The sequence below is a fragment of the Thermodesulfomicrobium thermophilum DSM 16697 genome (genome assembly GCF_059568695.1).
Genome location: NZ_JCANTW010000013.1, coordinates 245,601 through 262,128, shown reverse-complemented (window position 1 = coordinate 262,128; position 16,528 = coordinate 245,601). Strand labels below are relative to the sequence as shown.

The window sequence follows — 16,528 nt, the reverse complement described above, 5'->3', positions numbered from 1 at the left end:
CTGCCCGTGCTCATGGTCACCACCCAAAACGAGATGAACGACCACAAGGCCGCCCCTGGAGGCCGGGGTCAACGCCATTGTGAACAAGCCGTTCACTCCACAAAGCCTCATGGAGGCCATGCGGCCATATCTCGAAAACGCCCAGTAGAGACAGGCCCCGAGCAACCTCGATGCCACGCCGTGGCTACGCAGCAGCGCCGCCGGATTCCAGGCGGCGCAGTTTTTCCCGCAAGGTCTTGCGGTCAATGCCCAAGATCTCGGCTGCCTGGGACTTGTTGCCGCCCACATGCGCCAGCACCGCGCGGATGTGTTCGGCCTCCACTTCCGCAAGGCTGCGGGGCACAAAGGCCGTCTCCCGCTGCGGCAAGGCCCGCATATACGCAGGCAAATCCCCGCATCCAATGGTGTCCCGATCCACCAAAAGCACCAGACGGTGCACGAGGTTTTCCAGCTCGCGCACGTTACCGGGCCACGCATAGCGCAGCAGGGCGTCCAAGGCCGCATCGTCGAAGCGCGGCTGCGGCCGCCCCAGCTCCTGGGCAAAACGCTGGCAGAAAAAATGCGCAAGGAGCAGCACGTCCTCGCCGCGCTCCCGCAGCGGCGGCACCCGGATTTCCAGCACCTGGATACGATAGAACAGGTCTTCCCGAAATACCCCCTGGCGCACCAAGGCGGCCAAGTCCTTGTGGGTGGCGGCCAGGACCCGGGCATCGGCCACGCGCGGCCGCGACGACCCCACCAGGCAAAACTCCTTGTTCTGCAGCACCCGCAGCAGCTTGGCCTGGAGGCTGGGGCTGGCGTCGCCGATTTCATCGAGGAAGATGGTCCCCCCTGCAGCGATCTCGAAAAAACCGGCCCGGGATTTGGTGGCCCCCGTAAAGGCCCCCTGCACATGGCCGAAAAGCTCGCTCTCCACCAGGCTTTCGGGGATGGCCGAGCAATTGACCGGCACAAAGGCCTGGGCGCGGCGCGCGCTCTGATAATGGATGGCCCGGGCCACCAATTCCTTGCCGGTGCCGGATTCCCCGGAGATGAGCACCGTGGCCGCAGATGCCGCAGCCTTATGGATGAGGGCAAACACCTGGCGCATGGCCGCGGAGGCCCCCAAAAGCCCATCCGGAGCCGGCACATCCGCTGCCATGAGCCGACGGCGGCGCACCCGCTGCGCCAAGCGTTCCACGGCATCCACGAGCTCCTCAGCGGTAAAGGGCTTGGCCAGATACTCCGCGGCCCCATCGCGCATGGCGTGCACCGCCCCCTCCACGGAAGGATAGCCGGTGAGCATCATGATCTCCGTGTCCGGGAACTGTTCCCGCACCGTGCGCACCACGGCCAGGCCGTCCTCCCCGGGCATGCGCAAGTCGGTGATGACCACGTCCGCCGGTTCGCGCGCCAGCAGGGCCATGGCCTCGGCAAGACCTGCCGCCGTGCGCACCGCGTAGCCGTGAGGCGCCAAGACCCGGGCGACGACCTCCAGGGTGGCGGGATTGTCATCAATGGCCACAACGCGCAGTTCCTCGCTCACACGCCCTCCGCGCCGACGCTCTCTTCCCACAGCGGAAAGACCATCTCGAAACGCGAGCCCACGCCCGGGGTGCTCTGCACGTCCACGACCCCGCCATGGGCCGACACGATACCATGCACCACCGCCAGCCCTAGGCCCGTGCCGCCGTCCGGCCCCTTGGTGGTGAAAAACGGATGAAAGATCTGGCGCAAAACTTCCGGGCTCATGCCCATGCCCGAGTCCTCCACCGCCACCACGGCGTTGCCTGCTTCCGCGTAGGCGGCCAGACGCAACACCCCGCCCGTGGGCATGGCATGGATGGCGTTCACCGCCAAATTCACCACCGCCTGCACCAATTGGCCGGCGTCTGCCTGCACCACCGGAGCACCATCCACCGTCACCTCGAGCAAGACGCCATGACGCTCGGCGCTGGCGGCCACCAAGTCCCGCGCCTGGCCTATGACGTCGGCAAGATCCACCCGCTGCCGCTGCAACGGCATCTGGCGGCCGAAGACGAGGAGTTTCTTGATGATCTCCCGGCACTGCATGGCCGCAGCCTCGATGCGCGCGAGATCCCGGCGCACCGACTCCGGCACCCCTGGGGTGGCGGCAGCCAGTTGCGCAAAGCCGAGGATGTTGGCCAGGGGTTCGTTGAGCTCATGGCCAAGGCCTGCGGCCAGTTGCCCCACCTTGGCCAGCCGGTCGGCCCGGCGCACCTGCGCCTCCAGCTTGCGGCGGGCCGTTTGCGCCTCCTTCTTGGCGATGAGGGAGGAGAGCTGCAGGGCCACCTGATCGAGAAGGCGCCGGTCTTCCTCCAGCACCCAGCGCTCCTCCCCGCCCAGGCGCAGGCTGCCGCGGCGCACACCCTGCACCACCAGCGGCGCGATGTGGAGCGCATCTTCGGACATGTCCCCCGCTGTCCATGTCTGGCCATCCAAGCGCACGGCCACGGCGAGGGCCTGCGGATGGGACAAGGCCTCCCGCACCATTGGCGGCACCTGGGCGACCACGGCACTCACCTCGGCCTCGGAATCGAGAAAGTGCAGCGTCAAGGCGTGCAGGCACGCCAAGGCGCGGTGGGCGGCCGCAAGTTCCTGGGCAGGGGTACACGCATACGATGGGGATGGCGGCATCAGGCATTGCTCTCCTGGTATTCCCAAGCTCCTACCACACAACCGCCCCCCTGAAAAGCACACGGCGCGAGGTCTCCCCCGCGCCGCGCACCGCACTTTCCTTGCGGCTAGTGGCTGATCTTGAGCCCCCAACCCTCGAAGAGAAAGAGGATCGAAAAACCATACCACATGGTGTAGATAACGTAGAATGCCAGGGAGAAGAAGACGATCCCCCACTTATCCCCGATCTTTTCCGCCTGCACTTTGTAGTAATTGTATGCCGGCTCCACAACCTTGGATTTCACGGAATAGGCAACCTTGGCATCGGCGAAGCGTTTCTGATCCTTGAGCGCCTTGTCGAGTCCCTCCAAGAACACGAACCAATCGTACAAGGCCTGACGTTCATCCTTCTGCGCATACGCAGGATATTTCTTCTGCAACGATGCACCATCATTGTGATACATGACATCGGCATCAGCAAGGCAGGAATCAATGATCGTCTTGTAACTTCCCTGGACATTGATTTTATTCCCTTGCGCTGCCGCTGTAACTCCGGATGCCTGAAGAATCGAGGCCATGGCCTGTGCCTGGGATTCACTCTTCATAGAAACGGCAGTATCGAGAGTCACCGATCCCAGAGAATCTGATTTTTCTTTCATTTCTGGGACATAATATGCAGATCCCTTGGAAATGGAGTTATAGAGGTTGTCCAGGTATGCCATGGCATTATGGCCGTCCCACAGCGGCATGAACATGGCAAAGAGCACCACGAAAAACAGGGCCAGCAGGACAAAGCCCAAGGTGAATTCCTTCTTGCTATGCATGGCTTAGGCCTCCCCCTTGAGGGTTTTGATGTTCATGAAAAAGGCGCCGAACACCCACACCCCAAACAAGCCGATGGTCACAAAGAAAAGCCACATGCCCACGGTGTCGATCATGGATGCCGTGGCCTTGTCGAGCGCGATCCACCCCATGGCCACGAGCTTCTTGGGCAGGGCAAAGGCCCGGTTGACGAAGCCGGCCATGACCGACAGGGCGAAGAAGCCGCGAATGGTAATGCCGGGCACCACCTTGGTCACCAAGGCGCCCACCTGAATGCCGATGAGCGAACCCAAAAGCATGCCCATGGCCAGGGTGTAGAAGATAAAGCCGTAGATGGCGTACTGGGTGATGGCGCCGTAGCCGGCGGTAAACACGATCTGGAAGATATCCGTGCCCACGGTGGTCAGCGACGAGACGCCCAGCACGTACACGAAGATGGGGAAGGTGAGAAAGCCGCCGCCCACGCCCATGATACCGGCAGCCATGCCCACGATGACTCCGGAGAGGATGAGGAACCAACACGAGATCTTGCGGCCGCCGGGCACGATACCCTGGTCGAAGGTCACCATGGGGGGCAGGGTCACGGTTTGGAGCCGCTGGGCCAACGGGGTGAGTCCAGCGCCTTCGCGGCCCTCATGCGGACCGGCGGCCTTGCCGCCCTTCTTGGCGCTGAAGTAGTCGTACATGCCGTAGAAGCCCAAGAACCCGAGCATGAAGGTATAGACAATGGTGATGAAGGCGTCACTCAAGACCGGGTTGATGTCGTAGAGCGCCCGGTTGATGCCTGCGCCCACGGTGGTGCCGATGACCGCGCCGATGATGAAGGTCACCGCCAGGGGCACCGAGACGTTGCCCATTTTGCGGTGGAGCACGGAGCCCATGATGGCCTTGGCAAAGATATGAAAGAGGTCGGTACCCACGGCCAGGATACCTTTCACCCCAGCGCTCATGAGCGCCGGGGCGATGATGAAGCCGCCGCCGGCGCCGATACAGCCGGAGATGAGCCCTGCGCCCATGCCCACGGCGATGGACACCAAAAAGATGAACAGGCTATAGTACGACGGCCCATACGCCTCTTTGCCGCCGATGAACCCTGGAAGGGCTTGGCTGACTTCCTCGGCAAAGGCCACGCTGCCCACGATCACCGGCACCAAGAGCAGCCCCAACAGGGCCAGACGCCGACGATCCCCCATGATGACGCGGGCATTGTCCAGCTCCCACCGGGCGAAACTTCGCGATCCCTCCACCATCAGTTTTCCAAAATCCCGAAAAAATCCCATGTCGTCCTCCTTTGCTGTTTGGGCGAAAACCGCCACGTGCCTCCCTTGGGCGTCTTCCTAGTCCTGACGGCAGCTCTGGGCCGCCAGCCGGGCGTCGAGGATCTTCTCCTCATGCTCGCGCTTGCGGCTGACCGCGGCCCGAATCTTGGCATCCAAGATTTCCACCGGACAGGGCTTGAGCAGATAGTCGAAGGCCCCCTGCATCATACCGTCCACGGCATCGTCCATGGTGGCGTGGGCCGAGAGCATGATGACCTCCACCAAGGGATGCTCGGCCTTGATGCGGCGCAGGGTTTCCAGGCCGTCCATGCCCGGCATGCGCACGTCGAGCACCACCACCTCGATCTCCGGGTCCGCCGCCAGGCACGCCAGGGTCTCCAGGCCGCTGTGGGCCGTGCGCACCCGCATGCCGCGCACCGACAAACGCTTGCGCATGATCTCGGTGAACTGGGCATCGTCATCCACTAGCAGGACATTGGCCGCAACAAGCATGACGCCTCCTTGATTTCACCCAAACAAAGGCTATGCCAAAAAAGAACAACACATTGAACTTTCAGGAAATTCTACAGAACGCCCAAGCGCGCCGGCACCACGCATCGCTGCCCATACCCCTCAAAATCCAAGAATATGAGATGGTTCGATGCACCGGGCGCATCCATAGCCCTGGAGAAAAACGCCCCATGCGGGGAAAAACACCCCACCTCACCCCAGCAGGGGTTCCACTGCAGCCACCATGGCCGGTACGTCCACCGGCTCGCCGCTTTCCGCCAGGGCGCGCCACAGATTGATTTCGCGCGTCAGCGAAATATTGTCGGGGTCCATGAACCCTTCCCATGCCGCCAGGGCCTTCTCCACTTGGCCGCGCTGGGCGTAGCTCAGCCCCAGGTAGGCTCGGGCCAGGGGATCTGCCGGACGATGACGGACGGCCATGGCCAGAGTGTCCTTGGCCTGGAGAAATTCCCCCAGCTTGTAGAAGCAAATCCCCAGGCGCACCCGGGCCTCGTGATGGTCGCGCTGGGTGCGCAGCACGGCGCGGTAGCGCTCCCGGGCCAGGGCAAAATCCCCACTGGCAAAGGCCGCGTCCGCGGCCCGCACCTCGGCGTCGAGGCCGGAGAGCGGCGATTTGGGGGTCACGCGGCGCACCAAGCCGAAAAGAAGCTCCCGCCGCGTCACCATGGCAGGACCTCCCAGGACTGCACACACGCCTGCGTCCGCACGTCCGAGCACTTTCGTTGCAGCGAACAATTGACATCCATCACCAAGCCCTCCAAGAAGAAAAACGTTTCGCGGCCCTCGGCCGCCTTTGTGCTATCCATGGAGGACTTCATGTTCAAGCGCCTGTTCCTGCTTCTCGTGGCGGTTTTGGCATGGGCCACGCCCCTGTGGGCGAAAACCTTCGCGGTGCTTCCCTTTGCCGTGCACGGCCCCAAAGAATACCAGTACCTTTCCCAGGGCATCCCCAGCATGCTCGCCTCGCGCCTCGCCCGGCCAGGGGCTTTGGACGCCGTGGATGCAAGCCGCGTGCGTGCCGCAGCCCCCACGGCGCCGACGGACGCCACGGCCGCGGCGGCCATCGCCAAAAAACTCGGCGTGGACTACCTGGTGTGGGGAGCGACCACCATCATGGGTGATTCCTGCAGCCTCGATGTGCAGCTCATGGACGCCCACGGCGCAGCCACACCCTTTGCGATGGAAACCCCGCTGTCGGGAGTCATCCCCGCCTTGGAAGGCATCGCCACCCGCATGGACGCCCACATTCACGGCCACGCCCTGCCGCCGGCAGCCACTACCGCCGTGGCAGCGCCCAATCCCTCCATCATCGTCAATGAATCCCAACCCGGGGTCTACGCCAACCCCTCCCTCAAGTACCAAAACGCCGACACCACCGAAGGCCGCTGGCGCAGCCAGGCCCTGCCCTTCGCCTCCCGCGGCATGGTGGTGGCGGATGCCGACGGCGACGGCGCTAGTGAAGTCTTCATCGTCACCGACGGTGCGCTCTTGGCCTACCGGGTAACGAGTGGCGAGCTGCGCAAGGTGGCAGAGACCCAGTACCCCGGACGCCTCGAGGTACTGCGTATCTCTGCATTCGACCTGGAGCGCGACGGCAAGACGGACATCATCCTCACCGGCATGGACGGCAAGGCGGCCTTCTCCACCATCTACACCCTCAAGGGGGGCGCCCTCCAGGTGAAAGAAGACCATATCCCCTTCTTCCTGGCCACGGTGAATCTGCCGCCCGACTTCACGCCCACCCTGGTGGGGCAAAAAATCGGCACCACCCGCTTCTTGGAAAGCCAGGTGAACACCGTGGTGCGCAGCGGCGGCAGCCTCACCCTGGGCCCGGCGGTGGCCCTGCCCCACGACGGCAACATCTTCAACGTGCAGTTCCTGCCGGACGAAGGCTCCCACAAGGTGATCCTCGTGGACGGCAGCGACAAACTGCGGGTGTACTCACCGGCAGGGTCCCTGCTCGCAGTCACGGACGAGACCTACGCCGGCTCCAACATCGCCATCGACAAGCAGGAAGCCGCGCCGGGACTGCGGCCCTACACGGAAAAGGACATGCCCCTGGCCGCGCTCTTCATCCCCATGCGCATGCTGCTTACCAACCTCGACCGCGACAAGCGTTTTGAACTCCTGGTGGGCCGGGGGCTTTCGGTGTCCGCCCAGATCTTCTCCAACTACCGCGACTACCCCCAGGGCGAAATGCACAGCCTCTACTGGGACGGCGTGGGTCTGGCCCTGCAGTGGAAGACGAGTGTCATCAAAGGCACCATCACCGACTACGCCCTGGCGGACCTGGACGGCGACGGCCGCTTGGACCTCACCGTGCTCGTGAACACCCACACCGGGCTCCTGGGCACCCAGTCCAAGCGCACGGTACTCCTGGCGTATCCCTTAGATACGCAAGGCATCAGCGCCGCCGCGCAGAGGCAGTAAAAAAAATTGGACCAAAGCCCAAAAAAACGCAAAAAAGGGCTTGCTTTTTGGACCGGCCTTCCCCTAAAGGTGAGGCCACGGCGTCAGCCGAAGCTTTTTCTCAACGCAACCCAATTGCAAAAGGAGGAACACCATGAAACGTTTTGCTTGTGCCGCTCTCTTGGCCAGCATGCTGTTCGGCGCGGCCTGGAGCGCCTCCGCCGCCGAACTCAAGACCCGCGGCAGCATCGACGTGTACGGCCAGTGGTCCCAGAACCTCTATGATTTCAACTCGGATGTCTCCGACGCCGACAACCACGCCATCAACCAGCGCGTGCGTATGTACTTCGACTACGTGGCCAGCCAGAACCTGAAGGGTGTGGTGGGCTTCGAGATCGACACCGAGTGGGGTTTTGACGCCGGCTTCGGCACCGATCAGTCCAACCGTGGTGACAGCACCAGCACCACCGGCGCTGTGGAAGTGAAGCACGCCTACATCGACTTCACCTACCCGGACACCACGGTGAACATCAAGGCCGGTATGCAGCCTGTGGCCCTGCCCGGCGTGTTCGGCTCCCCCATTTTTGACGACGACGCCCCGGCCATCGTGGTGAGCGCGCCCATCAACGACATGTTCGCCCTGACCGCTGGCTTCATGCGTGGCGAGGACACCAACACCGACAACATCGTGTCCACGGCCAAAGACAGCGAGCTGGACGCCTCCTTCCTGGCTGCGCCCATCAAGCTCGACGGCTTTGCCATCACCCCGTACTTTGCGTATGGCTGGGTGGGTGAAGACCGCGAAACCGCCGAGGCCTACAACATTTGGTGGCTGGGCGCCAACGCCGAGCTCACCATGTTCGATCCGCTGACCTTTGCCGCAGACCTCATGTACGGCTCCACTTCCGGTCTGGATGAAAACGACAAGGGCTGGTACGGTGCCTTGGCGGCCTCCTACAAGTTCGACATGGTGACCCCCACCCTGTTCTTCACCTATGCCTCGGGTGACGACGACGACGCCACCGACGGCTCCGAGATCATGCCCACGCTGTCCGAAGGCTGGGCCATTTCGCCCATGACCGGCGCCCGCGCCTTCAACACCGGCTGGGATACCTGGGGGCTGACTGGCCTGCCGCAGGAAGCTGGCCTGGCTATGTGGACCGTGGGCCTCAAGCTCGACAAGATCCAGTTCATCGACAACCTGACCCACACCCTGGTGGTGGCGTACCTCAAGGGCACCTCGGATGAAGACTCCGCCCAGCTCTTCGACGAAGAGTCCCATGCCTGGGAAGTGTACTTCGCCAACACCTACAAGATCTACGAGAACCTCTCGGCCATCGTGGAATTCGACTACTTTGCCCCCGATTTCAACGACGACAAGTTCGACGACGCCGACCCCTCTGCCTTCGTGGCTGCGGGCTTCAAGTACAAATTCTAAGCGTTGGGATTATTGCTGACACCCAAGGCCAGGGGCAACCCTGGCCTTTTTTTGTGCCCCAGCCACGCTCCGCAGGCCGCGGGAGCGCCGCAGGCAACGCCCGTGGCGTCAGGGCCGCTTGCCCGGCGTCATTTGACTTGCCCCGGCCGGACGGCATAGAAGGCGGGCTTTCCAACACGTCATCTTTTCCCCAAGGATACCCCATGTCCATTCGCGTGCTTTCCCATCCTTCCCTGTCCGAGCTGCGAGCCTGGCTTGCCGGCCGCGGGGCGCCGGGGGCGGACATGGCGGCGCTGGAGGCCCAGGTGCGCGAGGTCCTCGCCACGGTACAGGCCGAAGGCGACGCCGCGGTGGCCCGGTACACGGCCCGCTTCGACTGGCCTCATGCCGCGGCCCAGACCATCCGCGTGCCCGAGGCGGACATCGCCTCGGCATCAATTCCCGAGGCCGACGCCGCGGCCATCGCCGAAGCTGCAGCCCACATCCGCGCCTTTCACGAGCGCCAGCGGCAGAACTCCTGGTTCACCCACGCGCCCGGCGCCATCCTCGGCCAGTTGGTGCTGCCCGTGGGCCGCGCTGGGCTCTACGTCCCGGGCGGCACGGGCGGAAACACCCCGCTCATCTCCAGCCTGCTCATGACCGCCATCCCGGCCCAGGTGGCCGGAGTGACATCCATCGCCGTGGCCACGCCGCCGCGGCCGGACGGCACCGTGAATCCATATCTCCTTGCCACCGCACGGATGCTGGGCATCACGGAAATCTACCGTATGGGCTCGGCCTGGGCCATCGCGGCCCTGGCGTTGGGCACGGAGAGTATTTCCGCGGTGGACGTCATCGCCGGGCCAGGCAACATCTACGTCACGACGGCCAAACGCCTGGTAGCTGGGATCGTCGGAATCGATATGATCGCCGGGCCCAGCGAAATCGCCATCCTGGCGGACGCTTCGGCCACGGCGCACTACCTGGCCGCGGACATGCTCTCCCAAGCGGAGCACGACCCCATGGCCTCGGCCCTGCTTTTCACCCCGGATACGTCCCTGGCCCGAGCCACGGCCGCGGAACTGGAGCGCCAATTGGACGACCTGCCTCGGGCCGAGCTCGCCCGCAAGGCGCTCGCCGATTGGGGAGCCATCGTCCTGGTGCCGGATTTGGCCACGGGCATGGAGTACATCAATGCCCTGGCCCCGGAACACGTGGAACTGGCCGTGGCCGACCCATGGGCCTTGGTGCCGCTGGTGCGCCACGCCGGGGCGGTGTTCCTCGGCCACACCACCCCGGAGCCCGTGGGCGACTACTTTGCCGGCCCCAACCACGTGCTCCCCACCCTGGGCACCGCCCGCTTCGCCCAGGCCCTCTCGGTAGCGACCTTTTGCAAGACCACGAGCCTCGTGGCCACCGATCCTGCGTACGTAGCCCGGCATGGAGCCACCATCGCCCGGCTGGCGCGGCTGGAAGGCCTCGAGGCCCATGCCCGCAGCATCGAATCCCGCTTCAAGGAGTAACCATGCGCGTCGTCACCCAGACCCGGTTTCCGGGACTCGAGCTCCTCTCCCGCGGCAAAGTTCGGGACATCTACGCCCTGGATGCCGAGCACCTGCTCATCGTCACCACGGACCGCATGTCCGCCTTTGACGTGGTGCTTGGCGAGCCCGTGCCCTACAAAGGCGTAGTCCTCAACCAGATCACCGTCTTTTGGATGCGGATGTTCCACGACCTGGTGCCCAACCATTTGGTGGCCACGGAAGTGGCGGATTTTCCGCCGGCCCTGGCGGCCTTCGCCGATGACCTGGAGGGCCGGGCGGTGGTGGTGCGCCGCGCCAAGCCCCTGCCCATCGAGTGCATCGTGCGCGGCTACCTCACCGGCTCCGGCTACAAGGACTATCTGGCCACCGGCAGCGTGTGCGGGCACAAGCTCCCCGAAGGGCTGCCCGAGGCGGCCAAACTCACCCCGCCGCTGTTTACGCCCTCCACCAAGGCCGACCTGGGCGAGCATGACGAAAACATCACCGTGGCCTCGGCCAAGGCCCGGGTGGGCGAAGGCCTGGTGCGCCGGGTACAAGAGATCTCACTTGCCATGTACGAACGGGCCCGGGCCTATGCAGAGGAGCGCGGCATCCTCATTGCGGACACCAAATTCGAGTTCGGCCTCCATGACCGGGATCTCATGCTCATCGACGAGGTGCTCACCCCGGACAGCTCGCGCTTCTGGCCCAAGGAAGGGTATACACCGGGATTGGTGCCGCCGAGCTTCGACAAGCAATATCTGCGCGACTGGCTGTCGTCCTCCGGCTGGGACAAACGACCGCCAGCGCCGAAAGTGCCCGAGGAGATCATCCTCCAGACCCAACGCCGCTACCTGGACGCCTACCGCATCCTCACCGGTAGCCCCCTTGCCATCCCCAACCCATAGGAGACCGACATGCTCGTCGACGGAAAAAAAGCCCTGATCTTCGGCGTGGCCAACGACAAGAGCATCGCCTACGCCATCGCCAAGGCCCTCAAGGAGGGCGGCGCCACCATCGGCCTGAGTTACGCGGGCGAAGCCCTCAAGAAACGGGTGGAGCCCATCTGCGCGGAGCTGGGCGGGGAACTGCTCTTCCCGTGTGACGTCACGGACGACGCCGCCATCGGCGCGGCAGTGGAGGCAGTACGTGCCTCCTGGGGGAGCGTGGACATCCTGGTGCATTCCATCGCCTTTGCCAACCGCGACGACCTCAAAGGCCGCTACATCGACACCAGCCGCGACGGCTTCCACCTGGCCCTGGACGTCTCCGCCTACTCCCTGGTGGCCCTGGCCCAGGCCTTCGAGCCGCTGCTCTCCCCTGGGGCCTCCATCATGACCATGACCTACTACGGCGCGGAAAAGGTCATCACCAATTACAACGTCATGGGCGTGGCCAAGGCGGCCCTGGAGGCCAGCGTCCGCTACCTGGCCATGGACTTGGGGGAAAAGGGCATCCGGGTCAATGCCATCAGCGCCGGGCCCCTCAAGACCCTGGCGGCCTCGGGTATCTCGGGCTTTCGCAGCATCCTGCAGACCATCGAGGAGCGGGCGCCGCTGAGGCGCAACATCACCCAGGAGGAAGTAGGCAAGGTGGCGCTCTTCCTCGCCTCGGATCTGGCCAGCGCCGTCACCGGCGAGGTCATCTACGTGGATAGTGGCTACCACATCATGGGCATCTAGCCCCGCCATCCGAACCACTCAAACCAAAAACCCCGGGGATGCCCCGGGGTTTTTGCGTGTCCGCTATCCAAGCCTTAGCGCTTGAGCTGGATGAGGGTGTTCATGAGGTTTTCCGTGGTGGTGATGGTCTTGGAATTGGCCTGGAAGCCCTTTTCTGTGGTGATCATCTTCACGAATTCCGTGGCAAGATCCACGTTGGATTGCTCCAGGGCATTGGAGGCAATACTCCCCTTGCCGCCGGTATTGGCCAGGCCGGTGATGGCCGGGCCCGAAGCGCGGGTCTCGGAAAAGAGATTGCCGCCCTCCCGGTACAGGCCGTAGTTGTTGTTGAAGGTGGCCAGGGTCAGGGCGTAGAGCTGCTGCACCTGCCCATTGGAGTAGCGACCGGTGAGCACGCCGTCCCGGTCCACGGAGATGCTCTGGAGAAAGCCCGCGGCATAGCCGTTCTGGGACTGGTACACCGTGGTGGACGCCGAGCTGTAGCTCGTGGTGCGCAGGGCATTGGCCTCCACGGAGGCGAAATTGTTGATGGTGGCAAGGGCCGCCTGCATCTCGGCCGATGTCGTCACCGCGCCGCCGCTGTTGCCGGTCTGCATCAACCGCCTGAGCTCATCCAAATTAGCCAAGCCTCCGGACCAGTTGGTGGCCTTGTTGCGCAGCCCGAAGTTGATCTCGATGTTGGCTGGAGAGTTGTCCGTCAAAGTAAGATCCTTGGGCGGAATGTTGGACGTCCCCGGATCATCGTCCGTAGCCGTGATGCTGCCATTGGCCTTGCCCAAGAAGTTGGCGGTGCACACCGGAAAGCCGTTTTTGGAAAAATTGGCTGGCGTCCAGTTGGTGATGGCGCTGGCATCGGTAGCAAACACGCCAGCGGTAGGCGGGGGACCAGGGGTCGGCTCCGTACCGCCCGTTCCGTTGTAGGGGTTATTGATGGTAAAGGCGCTCATGCCTTCCAACTCACCGGTGGCGTTGAAGGTGAGCGTGCCGGCCATGAGGATGCCCCGCTTGGAAGTATCGGTCTGCACCGCCCAAAATTCCCGATTGTCTTCAGCGGGCGGCACGGCCACGATGTATTCCCAATAACGTTTGCCCCCGGCATTGTCTGTTACATCGGGATCATTGATGGGGTCCATATACACGGTGAGGTTATGCGCCCCGCCATTTTCATCGTAGACTTTGATCGTAGTCTGGTAGGCGTAGCGAGCGTCTCCCAAAGGGACGCCATCCACGGAGTTGGCATCATAGGCGTCGAACATGGCCGTAAACGGCGTGCCATCAAACGGGGTGGTGGCAGGCGGGTCCCCATCCTCCACGGAGCGGTCTACGGCCCGGGAATCGAGGTTCAAGATGAGGTCCACCCGACTGGTGGCCTGGGGGGGCGACTGGAAGTTCTCCAGCTTGATATCCGTGGGCACGCCCACGATCTTCACCGTGGCGCTGGGGGCGGACGTCTCGGTGGTGGACACCACCTCGCTCGTGTCGTCGGACTGGATGGCCCAGCCCTGCAACCGGTAGCCATGGGGGTCCACGAGATAGCCGTCTTTGTCGAAGCGGAAGGAGCCGGCCCGGGTGTAATAGTTGGTCTCTTCCCCAGGCGGGACCACCACGAAGAAGCCGTTCCCGCCAATGGCCAAATCCGTGGCTTCGTTGGTGGTTTCCAAAGAGCCCTGGGAGAAATCCCCCATGACCGCGCCCATGGCCACGCCACGGCCCACCTGCCCCACGCCGTTGGCCACGGAGATGGTCTGGCTCAAGGTGTCCTCGAAGTACGAGCGCGAGGCCTTGAACCCGATGGTGGAGATATTGGAGATATTGTTGCCGATGACCGACATGTCCTCACCGTGGACACGCAGTCCACTGGTTCCCGCATACATGGAAGCTGACAGGCCCATAGGTCCCTCCTCTTCTTCTTACTCCTGCGCTGTGGCAGCGGTGCTCGTTTCCGTCACGGTACGCACGTCCCCGAGGGCCACGGTACGGCCATCGGCCAGACGCAGCCGGGTGACGCCGTCATCGGTGCGCTCCACCGCCGTGACCCGGCCGGAGACGGCCGTGGACACGAGCACCGGTGTGCCCTCGGCATCGGTGGCGGCAAAGGTCACGGTGTAGCGGCCATCGGGCAGGCTGCCGCCTTGGTCGTCTTTGCCGTCCCAAGCATAGGAATAGGTACCGGCGGCACGGCCGGAAAGTTTTTCCGTGCGCACCAGGTTGTTGGTGCTGTCATACACAAAGACCCGTACCTCGGTGGCGGTGCCCTGCAGGGTGAAATCCACACTGGAGACCGCGCCGTCTTCCTTGGACAGGCCGCTTCCTGCGGCCACCACCTCTTTGCCCATGAAGGCCGCGGCGGAGAGCATGTCCTGGCTTGCCGCCTGCTCCGTGAGCTTGGTGATGCCCGCGGCAATGTTGTTCATCTGCTCGAGGCTGGAAAACTGCGCCAATTGGGCGATGAACTGCTTGTCATCCATGGGGTTCAAGGGGTCCTGATGCTGGAGCTGGGTGACCAGCAGGCGCAAGAAGGCGTCTTTGTCCAGGGCCTTGGAACTGTTGGCCTCGCTGCCGGCAAAGGCCCCTTGGGATTGAAGGATGGATTCGATCATACGGATGCCTCACGCAAAGAGATCCACAGCCCCGTCGGCACGAAGTGCCGTGTGCAGGCCGGGCGTCCTGCCTTCTTGCAGATTGCGCGCCAACGATTCCTCCGGAGCTGCGGAACGCCGCCACAAAAATCCAGTGCCCGCGCCGTCCCCCTGCGGGCGCTGGTGCTGGCTGGTCCCATCCCAGGCAGTCTGGGAGCCCAAGTCCGCAAGACCGGTCTGCACGTCCAGGCGCGCCACCTGAAACCCCTGCCGCTCCAGCTCCTGGCGCAGGGTGGGCAGATGGGCGTTCAGGACCTGGCTGGTTTCCGGGTGCGCCGGCCGCAGCACGGCGTGGACCTCGCCGCCACGCACCTGCAGGGCCACGTGGATGGGCCCCAGATCCTGGGGTTCGATCTGGATGGTGAGTTGCTTGATGCCCGGAGAGAGTTGCCGCACCATGGATTGCGCCGTCTGCTCCACGATGGAAGGCGCCAGGGCCTCGGCGCGGGACGCCACCGGCCCTGCGGGGGAGAAGACCGCGGCGCCAGCCCCTTCGGCGCCTGTGGTCTGCCCGCCCTGCGCAGCCAGCAGCCTTTGCCCCCGACGTTCGTCAGGCGACTGGTGCTCGGGCCTGCCCTCCTTTGCCCCGAAACCGCTGCCGCGCAAAGGCACCGCGCGGGGGCTCAGCTCCTGGGAGTCCTCCATCCAGACCGACTCCGCGTGGCGTCCCCCCTGCCCTGAGCGGATGCGATCTTCCCCCTCTGGTGTGCCCTGAGGCCGGGTGTCGGACGCCCCCGTGAGGCCATGGGCTTCGAGAGATTGCCCGACCTTCTTGGACGTCGCCCGCCACAGACTCTCCGCAGACGCAAGCGTAGGGCCAGAGGGGGACGCCTTATGGCCCACGTCCCCTGGCGGGCTTTGCCCTGGCCCGTCTTTTTGGGGGAGCGACGCCGCCGAAGCAGCGCCCTTGGAGGCGGCATCCACCGTCGCAACCGAGGGGCGCACAGCCCCCGGATGCCTGTCGCTGCGCTGTGATTCGGCGGCGGAAGCAAAGAGGCGGCCCCGCCCCAAGGCCTCGTGCTTTTCGGCCTTCCCAGAGCCCTGGATTTTTCCGGAAGACGTCGCGGCTTCCTTCAAGGAAGCGATGTGGGAAGACTCCTTCGCCAAGGCCTCCCCCGCATCCTCTCGAGCTGCCTTTCCCTTCTGCGCCAAGGGCCCGTGGATATCTTCGTGCGTCGCAGATGTTGCGCCCAGGGATTTTCTCCCCTTCCCATGGGCCGTCCACAGAGACTGCGCCCCTTGCTTCGCGGATACGACGGCGTCACCGGCGTCGTGCGTCGCGGCCTCGTCCGCATCTCCTTGAGGCGGTATCCAGCCCGCAGGTAAAAGCTCCGGGCACACCTGCGCCAGCCACGCGCCCAAACGGCCGTCCTCGCCGCTCTTTTTCCAGTCCGTCAGGCGCTGCCACAGGTCGTCGTTAATGCCGCCTTTCTCGCGCACCGCCAGAATGTGTTCCCACAGGCTCGCAGCAGACGCGCTCTTGCTGCGCCCCAAGAGCTGGGAAAACAAGGATCCGGCCTTGGCGGATGCACCTTTGCCCGCCAGCACGGAAAACACGCCGCCGTGCTGCAAAGAGATGGGAAAAAATTGCATGGGACCCTCCTTTGCTGAGGACACCAATCAAAAGCCG

14 protein-coding genes are annotated in these 16,528 nt (G+C 64.0%); 5 read left to right on the top strand and 9 right to left on the bottom strand.

Annotated elements, in window-relative coordinates; all coding sequences use genetic code 11:
- Nucleotides 1–184: 184 nt before the first annotated feature.
- The 6 genes from BR00_RS07005 to BR00_RS06980 form a co-directional block, all read right to left on the bottom strand.
- Nucleotides 185–1,525 (bottom strand): sigma-54-dependent transcriptional regulator, encoded by a 1,341-nt coding sequence (locus BR00_RS07005; RefSeq protein ID WP_496476873.1) that lies wholly within the window; start codon nt 1,523–1,525, stop codon nt 185–187.
- The gene (locus BR00_RS07000; RefSeq protein WP_496476872.1) at nt 1,522–2,637 is read right to left on the bottom strand and encodes a sensor histidine kinase; all 1,116 of its coding nucleotides are present in this window, start codon (nt 2,635–2,637) and stop codon (nt 1,522–1,524) included. Before BR00_RS07000 ends, BR00_RS07005 begins: the two co-directional genes overlap by 4 nt.
- Before the next feature lie 107 nt (nt 2,638–2,744).
- On the bottom strand, nt 2,745–3,440 hold the full coding sequence (locus BR00_RS06995; RefSeq protein WP_496476871.1) for a hypothetical protein: 696 nt from the start codon (nt 3,438–3,440) through the stop codon (nt 2,745–2,747).
- A 3-nt stretch (nt 3,441–3,443) separates the two neighbouring features.
- On the bottom strand, nt 3,444–4,718 hold the full coding sequence (locus BR00_RS06990) for a sulfite exporter TauE/SafE family protein (protein ID WP_496476870.1): 1,275 nt from the start codon (nt 4,716–4,718) through the stop codon (nt 3,444–3,446).
- A gap of 57 nt (nt 4,719–4,775) precedes the next feature.
- A complete protein-coding gene (locus BR00_RS06985; protein WP_281752181.1) occupies nt 4,776–5,210 on the bottom strand; it encodes a response regulator in 435 nt (144 codons plus the stop codon).
- Between the two features lie 210 nt (nt 5,211–5,420).
- On the bottom strand, nt 5,421–5,894 hold the full coding sequence (locus BR00_RS06980; protein ID WP_496476869.1) for a tetratricopeptide repeat protein: 474 nt from the start codon (nt 5,892–5,894) through the stop codon (nt 5,421–5,423).
- A gap of 150 nt (nt 5,895–6,044) precedes the next feature.
- Here BR00_RS06980 and BR00_RS06975 point away from each other — a divergent pair, with 150 nt between their 5' ends.
- The 5 genes from BR00_RS06975 (at nt 6,045) to BR00_RS06955 (ending at nt 12,259) form a co-directional block, all read left to right on the top strand.
- Entirely contained in the window at nt 6,045–7,658 is a 1,614-nt protein-coding gene (locus BR00_RS06975) for an FG-GAP-like repeat-containing protein (RefSeq protein WP_496476868.1), read from the top strand.
- Between the two features lie 133 nt (nt 7,659–7,791).
- Entirely contained in the window at nt 7,792–9,075 is a 1,284-nt protein-coding gene (locus BR00_RS06970; RefSeq protein ID WP_496476867.1) for an outer membrane homotrimeric porin, read from the top strand.
- A gap of 203 nt (nt 9,076–9,278) precedes the next feature.
- Entirely contained in the window at nt 9,279–10,577 is a 1,299-nt protein-coding gene (gene hisD / locus BR00_RS06965; protein WP_496476866.1) for a histidinol dehydrogenase, read from the top strand.
- Nucleotides 10,578–10,579: 2 nt separating this feature from the next.
- Nucleotides 10,580–11,485: a phosphoribosylaminoimidazolesuccinocarboxamide synthase gene (locus BR00_RS06960; protein WP_496476865.1), complete on the top strand. Its 906-nt coding sequence runs from the start codon at nt 10,580–10,582 to the stop codon at nt 11,483–11,485.
- A 9-nt stretch (nt 11,486–11,494) separates the two neighbouring features.
- Nucleotides 11,495–12,259, top strand: coding sequence for an enoyl-ACP reductase FabI (locus BR00_RS06955; RefSeq protein WP_496476864.1), 765 nt, complete (start codon nt 11,495–11,497; stop codon nt 12,257–12,259).
- Between the two features lie 74 nt (nt 12,260–12,333).
- Here the strand turns inward: BR00_RS06955 and BR00_RS06950 are convergent, their stop codons facing one another.
- From BR00_RS06950 to BR00_RS06940, 3 genes are read right to left on the bottom strand one after another with little or no spacing between them, the layout of a single operon-like run.
- Nucleotides 12,334–14,151: a flagellar hook protein FlgE gene (locus BR00_RS06950; protein WP_496476863.1), complete on the bottom strand. Its 1,818-nt coding sequence runs from the start codon at nt 14,149–14,151 to the stop codon at nt 12,334–12,336.
- Between the two features lie 18 nt (nt 14,152–14,169).
- On the bottom strand, nt 14,170–14,859 hold the full coding sequence (locus BR00_RS06945; protein ID WP_496476862.1) for a flagellar hook assembly protein FlgD: 690 nt from the start codon (nt 14,857–14,859) through the stop codon (nt 14,170–14,172).
- Nucleotides 14,860–14,868: 9 nt separating this feature from the next.
- Entirely contained in the window at nt 14,869–16,491 is a 1,623-nt protein-coding gene (locus BR00_RS06940) for a flagellar hook-length control protein FliK (RefSeq protein ID WP_496476861.1), read from the bottom strand.
- Nucleotides 16,492–16,528 lie beyond the last annotated feature (37 nt).